14 protein-coding genes and 1 riboswitch are annotated in these 25,622 nt (G+C 50.5%); of the genes, 7 read left to right on the top strand and 7 right to left on the bottom strand.

Features of this window, described 5'->3' with window-relative positions; translation table 11 throughout:
• Positions 1 to 25: 25 nt before the first annotated feature.
• Entirely contained in the window at positions 26 to 2,794 is a 2,769-nt protein-coding gene (locus EHT25_RS16175; protein WP_124876191.1) for a putative Ig domain-containing protein, read from the bottom strand.
• A gap of 1,862 nt (positions 2,795 to 4,656) precedes the next feature.
• Here EHT25_RS16175 and EHT25_RS16170 point away from each other — a divergent pair.
• From EHT25_RS16170 to EHT25_RS16150, 5 genes are all read left to right on the top strand, one after another.
• On the top strand, positions 4,657 to 8,538 hold the full coding sequence (locus EHT25_RS16170; RefSeq protein ID WP_124876190.1) for a beta strand repeat-containing protein: 3,882 nt from the start codon (positions 4,657 to 4,659) through the stop codon (positions 8,536 to 8,538).
• A 66-nt stretch (positions 8,539 to 8,604) separates the two neighbouring features.
• On the top strand, positions 8,605 to 9,678 hold the full coding sequence (locus EHT25_RS16165; RefSeq protein WP_124876189.1) for a hypothetical protein: 1,074 nt from the start codon (positions 8,605 to 8,607) through the stop codon (positions 9,676 to 9,678).
• Positions 9,679 to 9,805: 127 nt separating this feature from the next.
• Positions 9,806 to 11,728: a polysaccharide biosynthesis protein gene (locus EHT25_RS16160; RefSeq protein ID WP_124876188.1), complete on the top strand. Its 1,923-nt coding sequence runs from the start codon at positions 9,806 to 9,808 to the stop codon at positions 11,726 to 11,728.
• 57 nt (positions 11,729 to 11,785) lie between these two features.
• Positions 11,786 to 12,415: a response regulator gene (locus EHT25_RS16155; RefSeq protein WP_124876187.1), complete on the top strand. Its 630-nt coding sequence runs from the start codon at positions 11,786 to 11,788 to the stop codon at positions 12,413 to 12,415.
• Positions 12,416 to 13,320: 905 nt separating this feature from the next.
• Positions 13,321 to 14,457: an endo-1,4-beta-xylanase gene (locus EHT25_RS16150; RefSeq protein WP_124876186.1), complete on the top strand. Its 1,137-nt coding sequence runs from the start codon at positions 13,321 to 13,323 to the stop codon at positions 14,455 to 14,457.
• Between the two features lie 68 nt (positions 14,458 to 14,525).
• Here EHT25_RS16150 and EHT25_RS16145 read toward each other — a convergent pair whose 3' ends face one another.
• The 5 genes from EHT25_RS16145 to EHT25_RS16125 form a co-directional block, all read right to left on the bottom strand.
• Positions 14,526 to 15,050 carry a hypothetical protein gene (locus EHT25_RS16145; RefSeq protein ID WP_124876185.1) on the bottom strand — a complete coding sequence of 175 codons (525 nt, stop codon included), beginning with the start codon at positions 15,048 to 15,050 and terminating at the stop codon, positions 14,526 to 14,528.
• Between the two features lie 36 nt (positions 15,051 to 15,086).
• Positions 15,087 to 15,440 (bottom strand): PadR family transcriptional regulator, encoded by a 354-nt coding sequence (locus EHT25_RS16140; protein WP_124876184.1) that lies wholly within the window; start codon positions 15,438 to 15,440, stop codon positions 15,087 to 15,089.
• 161 nt (positions 15,441 to 15,601) lie between these two features.
• The gene (gene metH, locus EHT25_RS16135) at positions 15,602 to 19,384 is read right to left on the bottom strand and encodes a methionine synthase (RefSeq protein ID WP_124876183.1); all 3,783 of its coding nucleotides are present in this window, start codon (positions 19,382 to 19,384) and stop codon (positions 15,602 to 15,604) included.
• Between the two features lie 111 nt (positions 19,385 to 19,495).
• A riboswitch (SAM riboswitch) is annotated at positions 19,496 to 19,602 on the bottom strand.
• An 83-nt stretch (positions 19,603 to 19,685) separates the two neighbouring features.
• Entirely contained in the window at positions 19,686 to 20,048 is a 363-nt protein-coding gene (locus EHT25_RS16130) for an SxtJ family membrane protein (RefSeq protein WP_124876182.1), read from the bottom strand.
• 41 nt (positions 20,049 to 20,089) lie between these two features.
• Entirely contained in the window at positions 20,090 to 21,952 is a 1,863-nt protein-coding gene (locus tag EHT25_RS16125; RefSeq protein WP_124876181.1) for a carbamoyltransferase family protein, read from the bottom strand.
• A 246-nt stretch (positions 21,953 to 22,198) separates the two neighbouring features.
• Between EHT25_RS16125 and EHT25_RS16120 the strand changes: the two genes are divergently transcribed.
• Both EHT25_RS16120 and EHT25_RS16115 read left to right on the top strand, forming a co-directional pair.
• On the top strand, positions 22,199 to 23,089 hold the full coding sequence (locus EHT25_RS16120; RefSeq protein ID WP_124876180.1) for a Ppx/GppA phosphatase family protein: 891 nt from the start codon (positions 22,199 to 22,201) through the stop codon (positions 23,087 to 23,089).
• A gap of 36 nt (positions 23,090 to 23,125) precedes the next feature.
• Positions 23,126 to 24,067, top strand: a complete 942-nt coding sequence (locus tag EHT25_RS16115) for a GNAT family N-acetyltransferase (RefSeq protein WP_185731390.1) — start codon at positions 23,126 to 23,128, stop codon at positions 24,065 to 24,067.
• Positions 24,068 to 24,112: 45 nt separating this feature from the next.
• Here the strand turns inward: EHT25_RS16115 and EHT25_RS16110 are convergent, their stop codons facing one another.
• A complete protein-coding gene (locus EHT25_RS16110) occupies positions 24,113 to 25,621 on the bottom strand; it encodes a lipopolysaccharide biosynthesis protein (protein ID WP_229311565.1) in 1,509 nt (502 codons plus the stop codon).
• Position 25,622 lies beyond the last annotated feature (1 nt).

Here is a 25,622-nt window from a genome sequence, read left to right as displayed (position 1 = left end):
TGGTTCATTATTCACTCCTCATTCGTTAGGGTTTGAGCGCCTTCAAGGTTACACTTCGCAGCCCGCTCGTCACCCGCAACAGTAACAGCCCGGACGATCGATCAGAAACCGGTAGAGTTTGCCGTTCTTCGGCGCTGGCTTTTTCAAGCAGACGCTCCCCAATCAGCCGTCCGGTGGCATCCGTCAGCGTCAACCGCAGCGGCTGGTTTTCCGCACCCCGGATTTCGACCTGAACCTGATCCGTCACCGGATTGCCCAGCAGCCTCGCCTGAAGCGGGTTGCTTTCTTCCGCCGACAAACGGGCGGGCGCACACTGATAGGCTTTCGGTGAACCTTTCAGGACGTAATTGCTCCCCAAAACGCGGGCGTAGACCAGCGTGCCGTTGGTCAAACCCGCCGGGGGCGTAAAGTTGTACGCATGCGCTCCGTTGCCCTTCCCGGCATTTTTCAGATCCACCCGGTAGATATTCGCCAGCGAGCTTCCCAAAACCGTGGTGCTCGCGGGCGAACTGGTTTCCAGATAAAACTCAACCGTCAGTGGGGTGTTGACCTTCTTGCGATCCCAGACCCAGCCCCGAATGCCTCCACAATCCAGTTTATCCAGAAAGCCTTCAAAATCGCCGGTAACCGATGCACTGGGTTCGGGCAAAACCGTCAGGTTGAAACTCACGCTGTTGGTAGCGCCTGGCACATCCGTGGCGGTGTAGGTGAGTAAAAACGTGCCGGATTCCGTGGGCGTACCGTTGATGACGCGACTGGTTCCATCCAGGCTCAGCCCCGACGGCAATCCGATCAGGGCATACGTTAGGGGATCGTTGTCCGGGTCGGTGAAGGTCACGAGCGTTCCCGAGAACGGCACGTTTTCCTGCGCAGTCAGCGGAGCGATCAACACCGTCGGGCTGGGTGCAACGGGCGGTTTATTACCGGCCGGAGACGTGCTATTCTGACAGATCAGTGCTTTCGGCGAATCTTTGAGAATGAAACTGCTTCCGTTCACTCTCGCTTTGAGGACGTGCGGAAGGTTGTTTTTCAGGTCATCGGGGATTGCAAAACTGAAGGCATGTTTGCCATTCCCTTTGCCTGCTTGGAGCAAATCCTGCCGAAAATCGCCGGCCAAAAGCGTTGCAATCACCACATCGCCATCCAGAATATCAACCGAAATCGGTGTATTGATTTTATTGCGATCCCAGGCCCACCCCCGGAACGAACTGCAATCCGCTCCGTAAATGTATCCGTCGTAACTGCCGGATGCCACTGCGGAAGTCACCGTTACCGTGGCCGAACCGGGCGCAGAAGCACAACCGCCCAGGGTGCAGGTAACCGAATAAACCGTCGTGCCGATAGCGGAAGTAGACGCGGAGATTGCCCAATCGGTTCCGGTACTGGCATCGACACCGGTGCCTTTCCAGTTGATCATCCCACCGTCGCAACCGGTAATCGTTAATGACACCGCCGGAGAGCCTTGTGTAACCGTCAGGCTACTTCCTCCCGAAGAAGCAATAACCGGCGGAGTAGGTGCCGAGCCCTGAAACTCGTACGCACCGATGTCGATGAGGCCACCGCTAAAAAACCGGGGGTTGCCCGCCAGATCGGTGGTGCCGCTGGTCGTCGTGGTGCTGGCAGGATCGCCCGCGTTGATGGCTGGAGAACAAGCCGTAAGCTGCAGATCGGTTGTACTTATGAACGGTAAAACCGCCGTAGTCTGGTTATTGCTCCCGCTGTAATTCGTTACCGCCAGTTCGAACAGACAATAATTGGCCGTAACGACAATGGTGTTGTTGAACGTAGAACTCCCACCGTTATTCCAGAAAACACAGTTATTGAACGTGGTGTTGCCCGATGTGTGGTGAATCACCCCGCCACTGCTGGCCGTGTTGCCCAAAAAAGTACAGTTTGTAAATTTCTGCAGGGTATAATTAAATGAAACTCCGCCATTTGTTGTCGCTGAATTACCCGTAAAAGAACAATTGGTGACAACCGGGCTTCCTCCTTCGTTATCAATCGCTCCGCTGTTTGTCGCTGAATTGCTCGCAAAACGGCAACTGGTTACTTTCGGGCTGGCCGAACCGCCCCCGGTGACGCCGTTGTGCATTCCTCCCCCAAACGAAGCGGTATTTTGCGTAATGACACAATTGGTGATCACCGGGCTACAGGTACCGGTGAAAGCAAGGTTATAAATGGCTCCGCCTTTACTGGCCGAATTTCCGACAAACCAGCAGTTCCGCAGGGTCGGGCTGCTGTTCTGGTTAGCGATTCCTCCGCCCACAAACTCCAATTCACCCGCTCCGTTGGCATTTCCGGCCGTAACGACAAAACCGTCCAGAACGGCACTGTTACTCAGTGCTGAGGACGTGTTGTTGATGACGTGGTAGGAATTGTCCGATAAACCGGCTCCACCAATTTCCCCGCTGAGGGTTGTGCTGGAGGGGGTGGTCAGGCTAATCGGCGGGCGCTCACTCAACAGCGTTTCATCGCCTTCAAAACCGCCGTAAATGGCCACATGGTCGCGCATTAAAAAACTGATCGTCCGGTCGCTTCCGCTGGTGGGTTTATACAGCCCGCCGGCCACCCAAACTTCTCCGTCGGCAAACGCGCTGGCGGCATCGATGGCGGTTTGTAACTGGGTGGCGGCATAGGCGTTCGTCCAGGAAGAACCGTCTTTGGTAACAGCTCCTCCACCAACGGTAACATAATAGATATGCTGGCCAAAACCCGACAGGCTCGTCAGCACCAGGAAACCTACTAACAGTATGGCACGATCCGTTGACCGAAAAATAAGTAGACTAGTTTTCATAAGAAGTGGATTGGGTGTGATTGGATAGGTGTGTATGTTGACGCATTAAATATAGTTACCGCCAGCGCGGTCGGCCAGTTAAAACCGATAACTGGCAGCCGGGGGTAAATACCTGACGCAAAAGAGCGGTTTTGAGGGAGCCAAATCCTGGAGCCGCACTACGGTACCGGCAAAGACTTACAACGTTCCAGCCGATGGACTTCGGAAAAAAACCGCATCCCCGCTATCGTTCGGAAAGGCCCTGAGATTGTCCTGGTGGATGAAGAGAATACACTCAAAAATTCCTTTTTTTTCTCTGAAAAGCAACAGATCGACTGACTGTCAGCCACTTTGCTATTCAACGGTCTTTGAGGAGCCGAACATTTATTCACGACAGATTGAAAACCAGTTGTGCCCCGGCTAAAAGTCACCAATCCGGCCGGTTTTTCTCTAAGGAGTGTACCTGGCCCGAATAAGCAGTCGATTGTTTATTTCAGGAATAAGCGGGATGACTGACCGAGTGGACGACGGGGCGTTACCCCAGCTGTAGAGCGTCTGGCTGGGAAGCGGAGCGATGACGACGTACTTACCTAAACGTTACCTCATTTTACCATCATATTGAATGCCAAACCTGATGAAATCGGAGTCAGAATGCTGCGAAAAAAAATAAGGTAAAAAATGAGATAAAATTTCACGTTACAAATTTCCACTCTCCATCAGACCGGTACTCCGGTACAAGAAAGTAGCCTACGTATATTCTTACCCGTTTTTCAGCGTCTTTACGGCAACGAACGTAACACTATACGTCTTAAAAAATTTATATATTTATTTATTTAAATAGATACATAGTGGCTTTATCAGCAAAGGCAATTTTCTTAAAATACGGGATCATGGGACTTTGGATGACAAAATCGGTCACCGGTTTTCGCTAAGCATATTAAAAAATTACATTTTTAACACTTTATAATAGGTAACCCGGATAATAATTGAAAAGAAGGGCTAAAATTACTTCACTGTTCTAACCGATTTTGTCATATGAAACGAAAGAGTTAAAATCAGCGCTATTCAAATAATTATCAGACTAAAATTCGAGATAAATAAAATTTAATTGGCAAACTATTTGCTTAAACAGTTACATGATTATTGATAATTAATTGGATTATATTGGATATTAATAATTTTAAGGTCGAAATGTACCATATAATAAATAGACACAAAAAACACTTTCAAATATTTGATTTTCCGTTAAAAACCGTTTAAAGTTGCCCATACAAACTCTCTGTCTTTTCAAATTTCGCTGAACAACGTATGAAAAAAAATGCACTTACTCCTTTATTGACCGAATTGGTAGATGCGCGCTAACCGCCAGCAGTCGACAGCCGGTTGATCACTCTGCTTTTCTGTGGATTGTTTAATAACAATCTTTATTTCAGACACTTACCTCCACAGTGTCATTGTAATTTTAACAGAAAGTCGATTACCTATTAAATGTATGAGTACGAAACGGCCGAATTGAAGACCCAAACCACCTCCTCAGTCTTCATTCGGTTACTTACATTTAATACCCTATTACCCTGAAGAAGAACTGCGTCTGACATCTGAATTCCGTGTTTTCACGGGCTGGGCTCCCTATGCTCTGCAAATAATTATCAGACACATTTATTCAGCACGCCGTGAATTTCTTCGGGAATAGCTCCAGAAACATGCGTTTTAATCTGTTATCATTTCCTGTATAAATGGGCTTTAATCTGCGCATTTACGATGGGCTGGGTAACGATTATCTAACATTAAAATGCGGTTAAAAACAACCGTAGTTGACAGGCATGTCCATATCGTTCAGAATCACAAAAGTCATTACTCAACTCATTTAACACCAATTCGCTATGGCTTCATTTTACTGTTTAAAGGAGCGAATTAACCACATCCTTATTCAAAGGCTAAGGCACCAATTCGTTGGTCTTCTGGCCATTTTCTTCGTTTTAGCTCAGGTTTTACCCGCCTATTCCCAGGCGTGTTACACGCCCATTTCCGGTACGGCGGTGGGCGGAGTATCTGGTAATGGACCGACGGCTACGGTTTGCTTAGGTCAGAGTTGCTTACAATCGGCGAACTATAACGAGCTACAGAAAATTACGGATAGCAGCCTGGAAACGTATGCCAACTTAAGTTCGTTGGTCAACGTCAGTATTTTTAATGACGGTCTCACGGTAAAGAAATCGAGCGGCACGTATCCTTCAGGAACGATAACCGGTTTTGTTCTGGGCGGGAACGGCGTGGTCGATTTGAGTCTGCTTTCAGGTGTAAAAATGGTGCTCTACAATGCCGGAGTTCCACAATCTCAAACAATCAGCGTGGGTTCCTCGCTCGCTACAGGCACGGTTTTAGGAACCAGCGAAAAGCTCTACGCGACATTTACGGCGGCCAATGCATTTGATGAAATACGGTTGGTTACGACCGGGGTAAATGCAGCCGCTCTTTCAACCCTGAGAATTTATGCTGCCGTGGCTTTTGCGGCTGATTGTTCGACTCCGCAATCTTCTACGGTTTGTGACGATTTTATCGATGGATCCGGTACTGATGTAACCTACACGCAATCATCTGTATGCGTAGGTTGTTCGCTCACGGACAGAGCTAACTTAATCGACGCCGATAAAAGTGATTATGCGATTTTAACTCCAACTGCAACAGTGGGTTCTGCGGTGGCAGTGGGTGTGATTGACACCAAACGGGTGTATTCCTCGAATGGCCGTCGCGTTGGTTTTGTTATTTCCAGAACCACCGCCAATGCCCTGCTGGCGGCCAATGTTTTCAATACGATTACGATTGAGACGTATCTGTTTGGAACACTGCAGGAATCCAAAAATGTTACCAGCGGAACCAATGCACTTAATTTAGCGCTCCTGTCTGGAACGACCGATGTCGCGAAACTAAAATTAGGTTTTGCAACCACGACCGGCAAAGATTTCAATGAAGTTCGAATCCGAATAAATCCCGTATTGAATGCCAGTATCGGGGCTATCCGGCTCTATGGTGCTTTTGTGGAACCCACATCCTGTACGAATTGTGAAAAAGCGCTTAATGACGGCAACGCGACCAACACCCCGTACAGCGTATCGATTGTCAGTGGTGCCTCAAACACGGGTCTATACGGATTAGCCGTATTTCCCAGCCTGTCAGGTGTGGGCAGTCTTACAACAGCCTCTACGTCTGATTTTGTCGACTATTATACCGGAACATCGGTAGCGGGAGGAGTACGGTTAACCGTAAAAAATAACGGTACCGATTTCGCCGGTCAAACATTCGTTGGTTTTCACATTGCTTCTGAAACCGGATTGATCGATGTTGGATTGTTGGATGGAATTACCATTCGGGTATACAAAGATGGCAATTCAACGCCAGTTGCAACTTCCACTACCGCCAATTTACTCGGTGCATCGCTCCTGGGTGGTACCAGTCGATCCGTTGTCGGTTTTGTTCCGAACGCAGCATTTGACCAGGTACAAATTGATATTAGTGCCGTCTTAAATTTACTCGGACATTATTATGTCTATGACGTTTTCGTCATCGAAGATGGCGACGGTGATGGCGTCCCCGACTGCCAGGATACTTGTTCGGGAACGACGGATACGGATGGTGACGGCATTCTTGACAGTTGTGATCAGGATGACGACAACGACGGCATTACGGATGTAGTTGAATACGGTACGGCGGATGCGTCGCTGGATACGGATGGTGACGGCATTCCCGACATTCGTGATCTGGATTCGGATAATGACGGCATTCCCGATGTCATCGAAGGCGGTGGAACCGATGCGGACCTGGATGGGAAAGCCGACGGGGGAGTCGACATAACCACTGGTATTCCGTCATCGGCAGGCACGGGCCTGACCCCACCGGATACCGATGGCGATACCCGAAAGGACTTCCAGGATCTGGACAGTGATAACGACGGTATCAATGATGTACTGGAAGCCAGCGGAACGGACAGCGATGGCAATGGGATGGCCGACGGTACCGTATCTGCAACAACGGGGATTCCGGCAACCGCCGGAACCGGTGGTCTGACTCCACCCAACACCGATGGAACCGATAACCCGGATTACCGGGATCTGGACAGTGATAACGATGGCATTCCGGATCTTTACGAGAGCGGTTTATCCAATCCGGGCACATTGGATGGTGCCACCAAAGATGGTAAGATCGAAGATGCCGACGGAGCTGATAAAGACGGTATCCCACAAAATGTGGATGGTGCAACCGGAACCTTTGGCGATGCCAACAGCCCAACCCTGGCCAATACCGACAGCGATTCCAACCCCAACTTCCGCGACCTCGACAGTGATAACGACGGTATTCTGGATTCGGTGGAACGAGGCTCCGACGGAACCAACCCGACGAACAGCGATGGCGGCACCGACGGAAAACCGGATTACATCGATCTGGATTCGGATAACGACGGCATCAACGACGTGGTGGAAGGCAACGGCACCGATGCGAACGGCGATGGCATTGCCGACGGCACCCCGGGCTCAACGGGAATTCCGGCAACCGCCGGAAGCGGTTTGACCCCGCCGGATACGGATAACGATAGCAAAAAAGACTTCCAGGATGTCGACAGCGATGGCGACGGCATTTTCGACCTCTACGAAAGTGGCGTATCGAACCCGGCTTCACTCGATACCAACAAAGACGGTATCATCGACGATGCGTCCGAAACGGACAATGACGGGATTCCAACGGCGACGGATGGGGCAACCGGTACCTACGGCGACGCCAATAGTCCGGCCCTGCCGAATAACGACAGCAGCACGGGGGATACGGTTCCGAATTACCGCGATCTCGACAGCGACAATGACAGCATTCCGGATTCGGTCGAAAAAGGATCGGATGGCACCAATCCAACCAATACCGATGGCGATAACCTGCCGGATTATCTCGATCTGGATTCGGACAACGACGGGATCAATGACGTGATCGAAGCCACTGGAAACACCAATAATGATACGAATGGCGATGGCATTGCCGATGGCGCACCGAATAGCAACGGTATTCCAGGTTCCGTTTCAGCTACCAATGGTATAACCACGCCAAACGACGCTGATAACGATGGAACGCCCAACTACCGGGATCTGGACAGCGACAACGACGGCATTAAAGACCTCTACGAAAGCGGTATTTCGAACCCCGGCTCGCTGGATACCAACGGCGATGGCGTAGTGGATGCCGCCGATGGAGCCGATAACGACGGGATTCCGCAAACGGTGGATGGCGCTCCGGCTACGTATGGCGATTCCGGGAATCCAACGCTGCCGGATAACGATACCGATAACACGCCGGACTTTGTCGACCCGGCGGTGGATTTGACCCCAACTCATTTAATGCCAAACGCTGGATTTACGGCTATTGGTCAATCTCGAAACCTGACCATAACGGTGAAGAACATCCCGGCTGGATCCAAAAGCAGCGGCACGATTACCCTGACGGTCACCAAGCCAACGCAATATATGACGGTTGCCTTTTCGGGCTCGGCGGGCGATGACTGGACGTTAACCGATTCGGGAAGTTTCTTCAAACTGGTTTCTAAAGCAGGTGTCACCATTGACGGGGGGGCGGCTAACGCAAAAACCATTGGGTTGACGCTGACGCTCAGTACCGGTGCCAATTCTGGAGCGAGCGTGATCAATACCCGCATTCAGACGGGTTCGGGTGGCGAAATAAACAATGAAAATAACACCACCATTACGTCCGTCAACATTACCCTTTAAAAGCCAAAGAGTCTGAGGGCTCTGTTCCTCAGACTCTTATCTCTCCTTCGAAACCAACAAAAATCCATGAAAAAGCAACTACGTATCGTACTTATTTTCCTGGCTACGCTCTCACTTTCCTATTATAGTCAGGCACAGGTGATTGACGTTTACGCCACTCCGACCGATATCGTTTCAGATCAGAACAACTCCGTTTTTCTAGGCACAGGTCATACCGGTGTAGTGAATGTGACGGTCGGTAATAACAATACCCCTCCGATTCCCGCCGGACAGATGTCCGTGGTTATTACACTCAATCAGTATGTTAATTATGTCTCTCCTGCGTCCATCCCCGGTTTTGCTGTCGTACCCGGCAATACCAGCGCGACGAGCGTCTACCTGATCAATACCATTCCCATCGACGAAAATGCGTCACCCATCGTCCTGTCTATCAATGTGGTCGCTGTCCAGCAGGTGGCCAATACGACGATCACTTCGACCGCTTCGCTGGTCGAACCCACGGATCTATCTGAGAACAATGCGTTAAATAACACCAGTAACCGGGAAACCTCCGTCGGTGCTTCCCCTTTGCCGGTTACGATCTCCTCATTCACCGTCAAGGCCGCCAACAAACATGCGGTTTTGGAGTGGGCCACTTCGTCGGAGAAGAACAATGCGTTCTTCGAAGTACAGCACTCGACCAACGCCCGCGATTTTGACGTGCTCGGGAAAGTGGCCGGTCACGGAACAACGTTCGAAACGCACCAGTACCGGTTTTTGCAGGAGTATCCCGACCAGTCCACGGTTCATTATTACCGGTTACGGCAGGTAGACACCGATGGGAAATACGAGTTCTCGACCATTCGCTCACTGACATTCGACGGTTACGTCGGTATCGAACTCAAACTATCGACCAACCCGGTGACCAACGGCGTTGTCAAGGCCTACGTCGATTACGGGGATGTAAACCTTGCCAACCAGGCCAGTTTGAACCTGATCGACAACGCGGGCCGGGTCGTCAGCAGGCAGGATGTTCTGCTGGAAAAAGGACGTAATACCGTGCAGTTCCCGGGCGTATCCCTGCATACCGGCATCTACGTCATCACCTTACAAAACGCGTCGCTAACGCAACCCAGGCTGGTCAAAGTTGCTGTTCAGTAATCGGCTGAACAGACTCAGATTTATTGATCATCAAGGCGTGTTTGCTACCGAAGTTGAAAAACGGCGGTATCTGGCTCCCTTTTGCCGAAAAATCTTCATTGCCAAACTCATCTAAGCTTAGAAAGTGATGATAGAGCACTATTTAAAAATCCATTCCAACCGCATCGTATCCAGCTATTTCGTTTTGCTGGCCGATATATTTATCTCCATCGGTTCGTTTTCGATAGCCTTTTTGTTGCGGTTCAATTTCGAGGCAGCCGCCATTCACGTCAGCTATTTTCTGTACTGTCTGTGCGTCACCATCGGAATCCGGTCGTTATTTTTTGTCCTGTTTCGCTCACACCAGGGAATCATTCGCCATACCAGTTTAGAAGACATTCTGTTGCTGCTCTACGCGGTCACGGCCAGCAGTACGCTGACGGCATTTGGCACTTATTTCGCCTGGAAGGCCGGTTACATCCTGTACTACGTGCCGGTTTCGATTCTGATGATCGACTATTTCTGCAGCCTGGTTGCCCTGTCGCTGGTCCGGTTTCTGGTCAAAGCGTTTTATTGGCACCTGCGGTCGATTACGCGCGGAACGCCCCCGCAACCGATCCTGATCTACGGTGCCGGAAAAACCGGTCTGCTCACCCGCAATGCCCTGGCGCAGGATCCGACGCAACGCTATACGGTTTTAGCCTTCATCGACGATAATCCCTACAAAATTCACAAAGTAATTCAGGGGTTGCCCGTCGTTTCGCGCCAGGAAGCCTACGCTCGCTATATCCGCAAACAAACCATTCCCCCGCAAATTTTGCTGGCCATGGGCGCCATCAGCCCCAAAAAGAAAACTGAAATCACTGATTTCTTCCTGCAATACCATGTCTCTGTCAAAACGATCCCTACCGTTGAACAATGGATCGACGGCCGGCTGAACTCGTTCCAAATCCGCGATATCCGGATTGAAGACCTGCTCGGTCGGTCGCCGATTCAACTCGAGAACAAGGCCATCCGCGAACAGCTCAGCGATCAGGTGGTGATGGTAACCGGAGCCGCCGGTTCGATCGGGGCCGAACTGATCCGCCAGGTATTACGCCACCGTCCCCATACCGTCGTGCTGGTCGATCAGGCCGAGTCGTCGCTGTTCGATCTGGAATTTAAACTCCGCCGGGAATACCAGGCGATTGCGCGCCAGGTGAATGTCATTGTGAAAATTGCGGACATCTCCGACGAATTTCGGATGCGGCATATTTTCCGCGAAACCCGACCCACGATTGTCTTTCACGCGGCCGCCTACAAACACGTACCGCTCATGGAAGAGCATCCGTACGAAGCCGTTCGGGTCAACATCCTGGGCACCCAGATTGTCGCGGATCTCTCCCTGAAATTCGGCGTCCGGACGTTCGTCATGATTTCGACCGACAAGGCGGTGAACCCGACCAACGTGATGGGTGCCACCAAACGGCTGGCCGAAATGTACGTCCAGAGCCTGAATCACCCCGACGAAGCCCTGCGGCAAACGCGCTTCATCGCCACCCGGTTTGGCAACGTACTGGGCTCGAACGGTTCGGTGGTGACGGTTTTCCAACAACAGATTCAGTCCGGCGGTCCCGTTACGGTGACGCATCCCGACATCATCCGGTATTTCATGACCATACCGGAAGCCTGCCAACTGGTGCTGGAAGCCGGGGGTATGGGCAAGGGCGGTGAGGTGTTCGTGTTCGATATGGGTGAGCCGGTAAAGATCGTTGAACTGGCCCGCAAGATGATTCACCTGTCCGGTTATTCGGTCGATAAAGACCTCAAAATTGTTTACACGGGCCTGCGGCCGGGCGAAAAACTGTATGAAGAGCTCCTCAAGGACAACGAACGCACCATGGCGACTCACCATCCGAAAATCATGATCGCTCAGGTGGTTATACCGGACCCGGATGAGATGAAAGCCACGATCGACCAGCTGCGTCACCTGATGCTCCACGGAAATGATAATCAGCTGGTTGGCACTATTAAACGCTTGATTCCGGAATACATCAGCAACAACTCCGTGTTCACGGCACTGGACTATTAATACCGGCCTGCGCAGCCGGTGATGAAATACAATTGGGAGTTTTAAACCAGGAAAACCATGTACAAGATCTTATTAGTGGACGATCATTCCATTGTCCGTTCGGGCATCCGGTTATTGTTGAAAGAACACTATGGTGCCATTCAGATTGATGAAGCCCGAAACGGCAGTGCGGCTTTTGGCAAGATTATGGACAATACCTACCACTTGGTGGTGATGGACATCAACATGCCCAATACCGACACCTTCAGTTTATTGCAGAATATCCAGACAATTGTGCCGGATTTACCGATCATGATTTTTACGATCATGACCGAATATGCGTTCGCCAAACGGTATCTGCAACTGGGTGTAAAGGGCTACATCAGCAAGCAGGCCGAGGATGCCGAAATCCTGAAAGCCGTCCACACGATCCTAGGCGGTAAACGTTGCGTTTGCCCGGAACTACTGGAAAAAATACAGGAAGACCACCACTTTGATAAGGAGCTGGACCCATTTGGCGCCCTCTCGAACCGGGAGCTGGAAATCGCCTATCACCTTGTTAAGGGAAAATCCGTAAGCCATATTGCCGATACGCTCAACATTCATACGTCGACCGTCGGCACGCACAAAGCCCGGATATTTGGCAAACTCAAAGTAGATAACGTACTGGTAATGAAAGATCTGGCCACTTATTACCGACTGATTTAAATCATAACGTTGTTTCCGAATTCACATTGGAAGTGGAACCGTGCGAAAAGCTGATTTTCCCGGACACTTCCAATTTCCTTTTATAGTTCCTCCCAAGCCCAGCCGATCCGGCGGTTTTCTGCTCCGAATTAATCTTTCACTCCATCACCCTGATTTTTCTTCAGGCGGCTTCATTCCTTTCTAACGCGACCGGTTTTTCGAATTCTTTACCAAGTTAGATGATTCTGTGATCGTTTTCGATGAGCGAACGAAGGCAGTACTTTCAGTGATTTTTACCAGACATAAATCGCATCCTGCTTAGTCGGTTTATGTAGCGTTCATCCGTTCCGTCATTCAATCTGCTACCCGATGCAGGTACGGTTTTTCATAAAAAGCATCAGCCCGTTTTCAAGCAACGGTAATCGGGAAAGCCGGAGTCATCGCTCCTTTTTCACGGCCTTTCCAACTGCACGACAACCGCAAATTAAGCGGATCATGCGTCAATCCAGAGCTTGACTCCCCTCCGAGTGTCTCCTTTCTACTCATTCCCTTTCGAACTACTTAGTCTTTGTCCGACAATTACTCAATTTGTCTGATAATTACTCAGTTTATATACTTAGCTTTTTTAATCCATTTTAGGAGGAAATTTGAGTAGTATGAAATTAAATTTCAATAAATTTTGAGTATTTCACATTATATTATCGGACTAAAATTAGGTAGTATCTAAGTAGTCAAAAAGAATCAAAAATGGCCATTATAAGCAAATAAAGCACATTTTTGATTTGAGTAACAATTATTTATCAGGCAAATCTGCGGTTTTCATACGTACAATTACTCATTAACTACAAGTTAATGATTTGGTAAATATACTTAGGTATTTGATATTTGTACTGTCACTAAGTAATCGACGTACAAATCTCAATTTTATGAAAACCACTTTTGCCTCTACCAATTCATTTTTCGCCCTGTTCTTTGTGGTTCTGACCATCCTGATGACGGCTTGTAGCCCGAAGGATTCTGACATCAATCCGGAATCGGAAATCACGTTAAACTCCGCCCGGGCCTCGGTAAATGACAGTGTCAGCACCCTGAAAATGGTTGCTTCTTTCCCGATTGGAGCAGGTCCCTCAGTAGCGGTGGTGAAAAACACGAACGCGTATAAAATGTTCTTCGAACAGTTCGATGCAAAAACGGTCCACGCCTACATGAACATTGAAGAGTCAAAAGGAAAGTTTAATTTTAAAGAAGCCGATTACTGGGTTCAACAGGCCCAATCGAACCCGATGCGTCTGCATGGTCATTGCCTGGTTTACCACATTGCGACTCCCGATTGGTTGACCAAAATCAAAGCAACGGGTGAATTCGAAGCCGTGGTAAAAAACCACATTCAGACAGTCGTTAGCCGCTACAAAGGCAAAATCAAAAGCTGGGATGTGATCAATGAAATTTTCGAAGCGAACCCTTCTAATCCTAACAGCAATATCAAGAACACCATCTTCCGGGCGCTGTACGCAAGCGATGATGCCTATATGGCTTTTGTACAACGGTGTTTTGTTTGGGCGCATGAAGCCGATCCAAATGCACTTTTGTTTTACAACGACAATGCCTTTGACAACACCCCGGCCCGTTTGAATGGCTTCCTGAAGTTTGCTGCCGATTGCAAACGTAACGGAATTCCTCTCCACGGCGTGGGTACTCAGATGCACATCGACATCAATACTCCGGAAGCCGGTATCCAGAGCTCATTGAAGGCGCTGGCCGCAACGGGCCTACAGGTACATATCTCCGAAATGGATATTAAAGTGAACACCAAAGGTGACAATAACATGGTCTTTACAACTGAAGTGTTGAACAAGCAACGGGCCAAGTATCAGTTTGTAGCTACGGCCTATAAGCAACTGGTTCCTGTCAGCCAGCAATACGGTATTACCATGTGGGATATGGGCGATAGCGATAGCTGGATTGTTAAAATGCGGAACGAACACGATGTACCAACCTTGTTTGATAGCCAGTACAAAAAGAAACCCGCTTTCTTCGGTCTGCTGGAAGGCTTAAAGAATTAATTAGAATGAACACAAAAAGGGGCGGTTTTCATAAAACCGCCCCTTTTTGTGTTAGTAACAGATCGAAATTATTCCGCCATCCGGTATTTATGCTGGATGCGCTGGTGAAACCAGGTGCCGGCGGCATAGGCAACGGCCACCAGACCCAGCATCCACATCGCTCCCCAGACGCTCATGTACGACCAGTTGCGATTGCTAAAAACCGACAGCAGCGCCACCAGCATCATGGACAGACCGAGGCTCAGTACCAAAGCCGTGCGCAATGATTTCCGGTACTCCTGCCGAAGATCGTACGCGCCGTAGGCTTTGTTGCGAAACTCAAACACGATATCGTCCAGACTGGCCTGCCGCAGTTGCTCGTCGGTCATGGTCAGCTCAATCTTGTACACATCACGCAAATGACTGACCGCTTTGGCATTGGCTTCGAGCCGCACTTTCTCCAGAGCCATTTCGAACGAAAGACCAATCCACATAAAATGCTCGACTTCACAGGCCAGATGATCGAGCAATTCTTCAATCAGGGCGTCGTCCGTGCCATTTTGGTCCAGGTGACGGTACAGTATTGCAACTTGTTGCGGGTTGAGCTTTTCCATAGTCGTATCGGGTTTAGCGGCTGGTTCTTCGGGGTGCTACTGACCCATCGACAAAACCGGCGCGGGTTGGAGAAGATGTTTCATTACTTCGACAAAACGCTCGAAATCAGACACTTTCTGCAGAGCCGTCTCGTTGCCGCGCGGGGTCAGCGTGTAGTATTTCCGCAACCGCCCGTCCACTTCCACCGACTCTGTAATCAATAAGCCTTCCTGTTGCAATTTGTGTAAAACCGGGTACAAAGCCCCAAATGTCAGAACTACCTCCCCCTGCGTGCGCTCTTTGACGGATTGCGTGATTTCGTACCCGTACATTCGTCCCCGTTCCGTGAGCAGTTTCAACACGATTGTTTTCAGGGTTCCCCGCAAAAATTCATTACCTGATGGTTCCATTCTGAGCAGAATAAAATTCGTTTAGTATTGTCTGGAGTAAATATATAAAAGTTTCCAATATATACACAAAAACAAAAAACTTTCTCGTGAGAAAGTTTTTTGAGACTCAAATCCATCGTTTTTCACATCCAACCCTGAAAGGGTTTAATCGTAATGCATCTCTACGCGTCGTACGACAAAACCGGGGATAGCCAGCGTTCAATTTCATCGACGCTTTGGTTTTTCCGATGGGCATAATTGAGCACCTGATCCTTGTTGATTTTACCCACTGCAAAATACCGCGACGACGGGTGCGAAAAGTAAAAACCGCTTACCGACGAAGCGGGATACATGGCAAAACTCTCGGTCAGCTCGATGCCGATCTGTCCGGCGTCCAATAACTCAAACAAGGTGGCTTTTTCGGTATGATCGGGGCAGGCTGGGTAGCCCGGCGCCGGACGAATGCCCTGGTATTCCTCCTTGATCAAATCTTCGTTCGTCAGGTGTTCATCCGTCGCATACGGCCAGAATTCCGTCCGGACCCGCTTGTGCATCAATTCAGCGAAGGCTTCGGCCAGGCGGTCGGCGATGGCCTTGATCATAATGCTGTTGTAATCGTCGTGATCTTTTTCGTAGGCTTCAACCAGCGATTCGATGCCGATTCCCGCCGTAACGGCAAAACCGCCCATGTAATCGGTGTGACCGGTTTCCATCGGAGCTACAAAATCCGACAGGCAGAAATTGGGCAAACCGGGGGCTTTCTGGTTTTGCTGGCGCAGAAAATGGAACACGGTTTTGGTATCGTATACCAGTTCGCCCACCGATTTCTCCTGCCCAACCGCCTGAGCCAGCTGACTAAGTTTGTATTCGATGTGGGTATGTGAACCGTGCCGTTCGCAGGGAATTTCGCGGGTTACTTCTTCAAACTCGTGCAGCAGAATGTCGTCTTCGGCTGAATTAGCTGGATAAAAGCCGACCACGGCTTTGGCTGTCAGCAACTTCCCGTCAATCACTTTTTGCAAAAGCTGTTTGGCATCGGCGAACAGTTTCGTGGCTTCCACCCCCACGATCTCGTCTTGCAAAATGGCGGGGTATTTTCCGTGCAATTCCCAGGTCTGGAAAAAGGGCGTCCAGTCGATGAATTCGGCAATTTCGCTGAGCGAATAATCGTGGAAATAACGGTTCCCCAGAAACTGCGGCTTGACCGGTTCAAAAACCGACCAGTCGATGACGGTTTTATTTTTGCGGGCGTCGTCGATCGTGAGCGTTTTTTTGTCCTGCTTCCGTTTGGCATGATCCGCCCGGAGTTTGACGTACTCATTCTTAAATTCGTGAAAAGCCTGGTCGCGGGTTTCTTCCTGCTCACTGATCAATCGCCCGGCAACGGGCACGCTCCGGCTGGCATCCAGCACGTGAACCACCGGGCCGGAATAATGCGGATCGATCTTGACCGCCGTGTGAATCCGCGAAGTCGTGGCGCCACCGATCAGCAGCGGCAGTTTGAAACCCTGCCGCTCCATTTCCTTGGCAACGCCCACCATCTCGTCGAGCGAAGGTGTAATCAAACCGCTCAATCCAATGATATCGACATCGTGTTTTCTGGCTTCTTCCAGAATCTTCTGGGTCGGCACCATCACGCCCAAATCAATGATTTCGTAGTTGTTACAACCCAAAACCACGCCAACGATGTTCTTGCCGATGTCGTGAACGTCGCCTTTGACGGTCGCCATCAGAATTTTCCCGGCGGCCCGGGCACCTTCTTCCTTGCTGGCTTCGATAAACGGCAGCAGATACGCCACGGCTTTTTTCATCACCCGCGCCGACTTCACCACCTGCGGCAGGAACATTTTCCCTTCCCCAAACAGGTCGCCAACCACGTTCATACCATCCATCAACGGCCCTTCGATCACCTCGATCGGTCGCTCGAATTGCTGCCGGGCTTCTTCCGTATCCTGATCGATGTAATCCGTAATCCCGCGAACCAGCGCGTGTTTCAGCCGCTGCGCCACCGGTTCCAGCCGCCAGCTTTCGTCCTGAACCACCACCTTGCCTTTGGCTTTTACGGTTTCGGCAAAATCGACCAGCCGCTCAGTCGCGTCGGGACGGCGGTTGAGCAACACGTCTTCACACCGTTCGAGCAGGTCTTTCGGAATATCGTCGTACACACCCAACTGCCCGGCGTTGACAATTCCCATGTCCATCCCGGCTTTGATCGCGTGGTATAGAAAAACCGAGTGCATCGCTTCCCGAACCACTTCGTTGCCCCGGAATGAAAACGAAATATTGGAAACCCCACCGCTTACTTTGGCCAGCGGCAGGTTTTCTTTGATCCAGCGCGTGGCATTAATGAAGTCGACAGCGTAGTTGTTGTGCTCTTCAATCCCGGTCGCAACGGTCAGGATGTTGGGGTCAAAAATGATGTCCTGCGCCGAAAAACCGACTTTATCGACCAGAATCCGGTAGGCGCGTTCACAAATTTCGATGCGTCGCTGGTAGTTATCGGCCTGGCCGGTTTCGTCGAACGCCATCACCACCGCAGCCGCTCCGTAGCGTTTGATCAGCCGGGCCCGTTCGATAAACGCTTCCTCGCCTTCTTTCAGCGAAATCGAGTTCACGATGGCTTTTCCCTGCACGCACTTCAAACCGGCTTCGATCACTTCCCACTTCGACGAGTCGATCATGACCGGCACGCGGGCAATGTCTGGTTCGGCCGCAATCAGGTTCAGGAAAGTCGTCATCACCTCCACCGAATCGAGCATGCCCTCGTCCATGTTGACGTCGATCACCTGCGCGCCATTCTCGACCTGCTGACGGGCCACCGACAGAGCCGCTTCGTAATCGCCGGTTTTGATCAGCCGCGCAAAGGCTTTGGAACCCGTCACGTTAGTACGCTCACCTACGTTGACAAAATTGGTCAACTCCGTGATTTTCAACGGCTCCAGACCACTCAGTTTCTGGTAAGGTTCAGCTTGCGGTTTCTGACGGGGCGGGTATTTCGCAATGGCTTTGGCAATCGCCTGAATGTGATCAGGCGTTGATCCGCAGCAACCGCCGACAATGTTCACAAAACCGTCCTGCACGAATCCTTCAATCTGAGCCGCCATTTCCTCCGGCGACTGATCGTATTCACCCATTTCGTTGGGCAAACCGGCATTCGGATAGGCTGAGGTAAAAAACGGAGATTCCTTGGCCAGCGTCTGCACGTACGGGCGCATCAGTTCAGCCCCCAGGGCGCAGTTTAAACCAACACTCAGCAGCGGCAGGTGCGAAACCGAATACAAAAAAGCTTCCGTCGTTTGCCCCGACAACGTCCGACCTGACGCATCGGTGATGGTGCCCGAAATCATGATCGGCAGCGGTTCGCGCCCGCTGTCGGCAAAGTATTTATCGACCGCAAACAGGGCGGCTTTCGCGTTTAGCGTATCAAAAATGGTTTCAATCAACAGGATATCGGCACCGCCTTCCACCAGTCCCCGCGCCTGCTCGTAATAAGCCTCCACGAGTTGATCGAACGTAATGGCCCGGTAGCCGGGATTGTTGACGTCGGGCGATAGCGACGCTGTCCGGTTGGTGGGTCCCATGGCTCCGGCCACAAACCGGGGCTTTTTGGGATTTTTCCGGGTATATTCAACCGTGGTTTCTTTCGCAATTTTTGCCGATTCGAAGTTGAGTTCATACGCCAGTTCTTCCATGTGGTAATCAGCCATGGCGATGGTCGTACTGCTAAACGTATTGGTTTCGATGATATCGGAACCGGCTTCGAGATACTGCCGATGGATTTCCTTGATAATTTCCGGTTGCGTAATCGACAACAGGTCATTATTCCCCTGTAAATCATGCTCCCAGTCGGCAAACCGCGCGCCCCGGTAATCGTCTTCTCCCAGTTTATACCGTTGAATCATCGTACCCATGGCTCCATCGAGAATCAGGATACGTTGCTGAAGAAGTTCCGTTATTTTTTCCAAGTTATTGTATTGATTAGGACAATGGTTCACCGCAAATCAGCCTTCTGTTCCAGAAAGATGTAAACACAAATAAGCTGCTTATCGAAGAAAGGTAGCGGGGTGCAGGCTTTCAACTTATCTACCCCCGTTGCCGGGGCGGAATTTGGCACCTTTTTCAGGGAGCTGACGGGTTGCCAAGACATCATCGGGTCCAATCCCTCCGTCTTTCTCGATAAGCGTTTTACAAAAATAGAAAAAGCGACGGTCTTCACCAAACCGGTTCGCTCAGTTCAGGAACAGGCGCTTTCGGCAAAAAATTCCGTTACCACGGATGTTCGAGATCGTCTTTCGTATACGTGTGATTGCGTTCGTGAAAAAGCGTCGCCGATTTGCTTTTTTTCACCGATAATGGATTTTTCGTCGTGATCCGGTACAAAGCCGCAATCGGCGTTAAAATCAGTCCGAACAGAACGGTCAGAATGAGGGTGCTATTGATTTTCCCCAGCATTTCGGCCAGTTTGAACCACAGCCAGACGATCCTGTTGCCCACTGCCGGGATGAAGACACTCAGCAGTCCAACACCCGCAGCGGCATACAGCCAGTAGTCCGATTTAAAAATAAAATACAGAATGACGAGGCCGGTTACGATAACCAATTGCGCTTTAGCCCGATCCAATGCGTTCATAAATCAATCAGATACATTCTTCAAAAAACCGCTCCTATTCTTCAGTCCAGCACATATTCCGTTTGCCAGTTGTCTTTTTCCGGCCAATCGGGTTGCTGCTTTTTATCAAAAACCGCATTTCCAATGACCAGGTAATCCATTTCCGTTCGCATGAAACACCGGTACGCGTCTTCCGGCGTATTGACGATCGGTTCACCCCGGACGTTGAAACTGGTGTTGACCAGTACTCCAAAACCAGTCAGTCGCTTGAACGCATCGATCAATTGCCAGTAGCGCGGATTCGTTTCATGATGTACGGTTTGAATCCGGGCGGAGAAATCGACGTGCGTAACCGACGGTAAATCAGAACGTTGAACATAAAGTTTATCACGCAATGGCAAAGTGTCATAATCGGCAGGCAGCGGTTTTCGGCGATTTTCCAGAACCGGATGCACCAGCAGCATGTAGGGCGAAACCCCATCGTAATCAAAGTAGTTGCGGCAATCTTCGGCCAGCACCGAAGGTGCAAAAGGCCGGAACGATTCCCGGTATTTGATTTTTAGGTTCAGCTTTTTCTGCATGTCCGCCGAACGCGGATCACCCAGAATGCTGCGATTGCCCAGCGCCCGCGGCCCGAATTCCATCCGCCCCTGCACCCAGCCCACCACGTTTTCGTCGGCCAGCAACCGAGCCACCTCATCACTTAAAGTACTAAAATCATCGTAATGGCGAAAAACCGCTTTGTATTTTTTCGCCATCAACTCCACATCCAAATCTGAGAAAGTCGGGCCCAGATACGAACCGTGCAGGGCGTCGTCTGTGTAGTCGATGACGCGGTTTTTGTCGAAATAAATATGATAAGCCGCCAGAGCCGCTCCCAGCGAACCACCCGCATCACCGGCTGCGGGCTGAATAAAGACATTTTTGAAAATGCCCGACTTTTGTATTTTTCCGTTCGCCACACAGTTGAGCGCTACCCCACCCGCCAGCACCAGATTGTCGGAACCAGTCAGTCGCCGGGCTTCGCGGGCCATGTTAATCACCACCTCTTCGGTCACACGCTGAATGGCCAGCCCCAGGTTGGCGTGTTCCGGTTTCAGTTCCTCTTCGGGGTTTCGTTTGGGCATTCCGAACAGGGATGCCCACTTTTTTTCGGGCACCATCCGCAAACCGGTCGCATAATCGAAATACGTCTGATCGAGCCAGATCGAACCATCTTCCTTTAATTCAACGAGCTGGGTTTTGATCAGCTCGACATACCGATCCACCTCCGGCGAACGGGGATTGCCATACGGCGCGAGTCCCATCAATTTGTATTCCCCGGAATTGACCCGAAAGCCCAGAAAATACGTAAAAGCCGAATACAACAACCCCAGCGAATGCGGAAAATGCAGTTCTTTCAGGATGGTGATGGTTTTTCCGTTGCCCAGACCAATGGATGCCGTCGCCCATTCGCCCACCCCGTCAATGGTCAGAATGGCGGCATTTTCAAACGGGGAAGGATAAAACGCACTGGCGGCATGGGATAAATGGTGTTCGGGGAACAGGAGTTTGACCGGTTTTTTGGAATCGTATCCCAGCTTTTTGAGTTCGTTGCGGAGGAGTCGTTTCAGGAACAGTTTATCCTTCATCCAAACCGGCATCGCCATCAGAAAAGATCGCAAGCCGCGCGGAGCAAAGGTGTAGTAAGTCTCCAGTAACCGCTCGAATTTGAGCAGCGGTTTGTCGTAAAAAACAATCGCATCCAGTTCATTCAGGGTCGTTCCGCCGTATTCCAGGCAAAAACGAATCGCATTCGCCGGAAAACCGGCGTCGTGCTTTTGGCGCGTAAACCGCTCTTCCTGGGCAGCCGCCACAATTCGCCCGTCGTCGATCAAAGCCGCAGCCGAATCATGGTAAAAAGCAGAGATTCCTAAAATAAGCATGGAATTAGCAAACGAACCGCAACGTCAAAAAACGCACGGATTTCTCTTTACAGGTAACGGTTTCCGAAAAGATGAAACATAAATTGCCAATATGCGGAAAAATTAACCGAGTTTGCACACTACCGTGGTGATTTTAAAGGGAAATCCGAATCGGAATACCGCAACATAGAAAAGCCGCCCAATTTCGTCTGGGGATGTAAATTCAGTATATTTGGGCGTTTCAGTACCACTTTTCCCAACTTCGCTTTGAAAATTGCTGCCATTGATATTGGCTCTAACGCGGCCCGGCTCCAGATCTCAACGGTTCTGCACGTCGACGATGTGATAAGCTTTAAAAAGGTTGAATACGTCCGTTTTCCGCTCCGATTGGGTCACGATGTGTTCAATTATGGGGAGATTACGCCGGAAAGCGAGGTCCGTACCAACAAACTGATGCAGGTTTACAAGCTGTTGATGGAACTCCACGAAGTGGAAGACTACATGGCCTGTGCCACTTCGGCCATGCGGGAAGCCGTCAACGGACACAAAGTAGCGACCCGCATCAAGGAGCTAACCGGCATCGAAATCCACATCATCGACGGACAGAAAGAAGCCCAACTGATTAATAATGTGGTGGTTCAGGCGCTCGACGAACGGCAGTTCCTGCACATCGACGTCGGGGGAGGCAGCACCGAATTGAACCTCTACGTGAACCGAAAAAAGGTCAACTCCAAGTCCTTTAAAATCGGTTCCGTGCGCTTGCTGGAAGGCAAAGAAACCAAAGGTGCCTGGAACAAGATGCGCGAATGGGTGGAAGAAAACGTGCTGACTTCGCAGGAATTGGTGGCCGTTGGAACGGGTGGGAACATCAACAAAATCTTCAACCTGGTCGCCAAAGTTTCTGATACGACAACGCTGGCGGAAATTGAGCGGATGCGGAATTACATTTCGGGCTACAGCCTGGAAGACCGGATCAACAAACTTCGTCTGAACGCCGACCGCGCCGACGTCATTGTTCCGGCGGCTGATATTTACATTTCGGTCATGAAATGGGCGGGTGCCGACACCATCATTGTTCCCGACCTCGGCCTGAAAGACGGTATCATTCAGTTGGTCCACGAACGCTGGTCGAAAAAGCAGGAGCGAAAGAAGAAATAGCTATTGGCGAGTTGTGACGCCCTTTCCGAACGGCCTGTGTACGAAATTCTTCATGTAGAAAATCCGCTTCCGGAACAGATTCCACCGTTCTGCCGCGACGGTTTTCTGTTTTTGCAAGCCCGGCATTTGCTCAACCAAGCCGGCCGACCACTCCATTATTTTGCGCTTGTTCATTCCGAAACCGGCCGGGCCGATGCCCGCTTTGCGGTTTTTATCCGCGACGACTGGGCCGTGAGTCCCTGTGCGGCCTCCTTTGGTTCGTTTGAATTTAAAGCCGATTTATCGGACGACGAGTTGCGTCGGTTAGTTGAAGCCGCTGTGACGTATAGTAAGAAATTACCAGTTCAGGGAATTCGAATAGTAAATTACCCGGATTGTTATGTACCGGCTGAGGCTGAACGACTTCGGTACGTATTGCAGAACACCGGTTTTTCGGTTAAGTATGAAGAACTGAATCAACACGTGCCGGTCAGCAACGGTTCCTTTACCGAACCGTTGCACGATGCTGAACGGCGTCGGCTTCGAAAATGTCGGCAGGCCGGTTTTACAACCCGAATCTGGACCGACCCGGACGTTGACCAATTGTTTGTCTTCATTCAGAAAGCCCGGTTGCGCAAGAACCTGCCCCTGTCAATGAACAGCAAAGAGCTTGCCAGTTTAATAAACAATTTCAGAAGTGATTCTCCGGTTTTTACGGTTTGGGATGGCGATCGGCTGATTGCTGCGTGTCTGGGCATTCGGGTTACTTCCGATATTCTCTACTACTTTCTGCCCGCCGACCACGAAGATTACCAGCAATTCAGTCCGTCGGTGATGCTGGTGGAATCGCTTTACTCCCATTGCCAGCAGGAGCAGATTTCGTTGCTCGATCTAGGCATTTCAACGAGCCGCAGCGTCCGGAATGAGGGATTGATTCAGTTTAAAAAGCGGTTGGGCGCGGTCGAGTCAGCGAAGTTTGTATTTGAGATGCGGTTTTGATTTGATAAACCAACATCGTTCATAATTCATCATCCAACATTCCGATCACCGCTGCCGGAACGCCCGCGTTCGTCTCCACAGCGACCCCGCCAGCCCATTCACGTCCTCCGACACCCGCAGCCACAGCACCAGTCCGGCAAAAACGCTCACCAGAATCAGTGATCGCAGCGCGATACTAAGCAGCACCAGCCACAACGAACCGTTCCATTCCGGCAAAATGAGCGATACGGCATACACCAGCCCCAAAACCGCCACGGCTTTGATCCCTGCAACCGTAAACGGCAGGATTCGGAAAAACACCCACACCAGTCCCACTTTGCTCAGGGCAAAAACCAGCGTGGTCAGCGTAGTCGCAAAAGCCGCCCCATCGATTCCGTAGCGCGGAATGAAATACCAGTTGGCACCAATCGCGAGACACGCCATCAGAATCATCAGGTAAGTGGCGTAGCGGAAATGTTTGGAGTAGTTGATGATTTCGCCATTGACGCCGGTGGCCATCTCAAATAGCTTCGCCGAGGCCAGTAAAAACACGACCATTTTACCCTGGCGGTAGATGTCGGCTTTCGGCAGGATGCTGAAAATACCGTCGATGTTAGTCCAGATCAGCAAAAAAACCACCCCGCCCGCCAGCAGTTGATTCAACGATGATTTGTGGTACAACTCCTGAACATGCGCCATATCGCCTTCACGCAACGAATTGGAAACCAAAGGGGTAGAAATCTGCGTAATGGTTTTTCGGGGAATTTCAATGATCCCGGCAATGTAGGTGGCAATGATAAAAATGGCCGCATTGGTCAGCCCTTCACCCCCGGAAAGCATCGTTCGGTCGATGAAATACACCACCTGCGTACCGACACCGCCCATCACGACAAACAGACCGAAATAGACCATCTGGCGGAACATTCCCTCTTTTAAACGACCCACATCAAACCGCAGCGAAAACTTACCGAGCTGGTAAATGTAGACCAGCAAAATGACGACGGCTAACCCGTATGCCGCCACCATCAGGTACAGCATCCAGTCGAAATTGTACCAGCCCAGTCCGAACAACAGGATGACCAGCACATTCGCCAGTTTCAGGTAGACTTCGCGAATAAACGTCGGAATGGCAATGCGGGCGTTGTTGCGGCAATAGGATTCGAGCACGGAAATGTAAATCCAGAAAATCGTCAGCGGCACCACCAGCACGTGGTAGGGAATCAGACCGGCGGATTTTTCGGCAAAATAATCCTGAATGGGTTGCTCGAAAATAAAATAAGCGGCTGAAAAAAGGCTGATCCCGATCAGCGGAAACGCCAGCAGAAATCCCAGAAAACCGCTATTCTTCGTTTTATCATCCCGGAAATAGCCAAAAAACCGGTCGGTGATAAACGGTGCACCGAGGTGGGCAAAAGCCGCAAAAAGCAGGCTGTTCTCCAGCAAAAGACGCGAAATCGCCAATTGATCGGTCGACAGAAATTTCAGCGAAACGTACAACTGGTTGATAATCCCGATGCCGACCCCGATGTAGGAACCGACGCTGGCTTTCAGGCTTTGGCGAATGACAATTCCCATG

Source organism: Larkinella rosea, from assembly GCF_003858635.1.
In the GTDB taxonomy this organism is placed as follows: Bacteria; Bacteroidota; Bacteroidia; order Cytophagales; family Spirosomataceae; genus Larkinella; species Larkinella rosea.
Note: the sequence above shows the minus strand (reverse complement) of the source record. Positions and strands in the feature narration are given on the sequence as shown.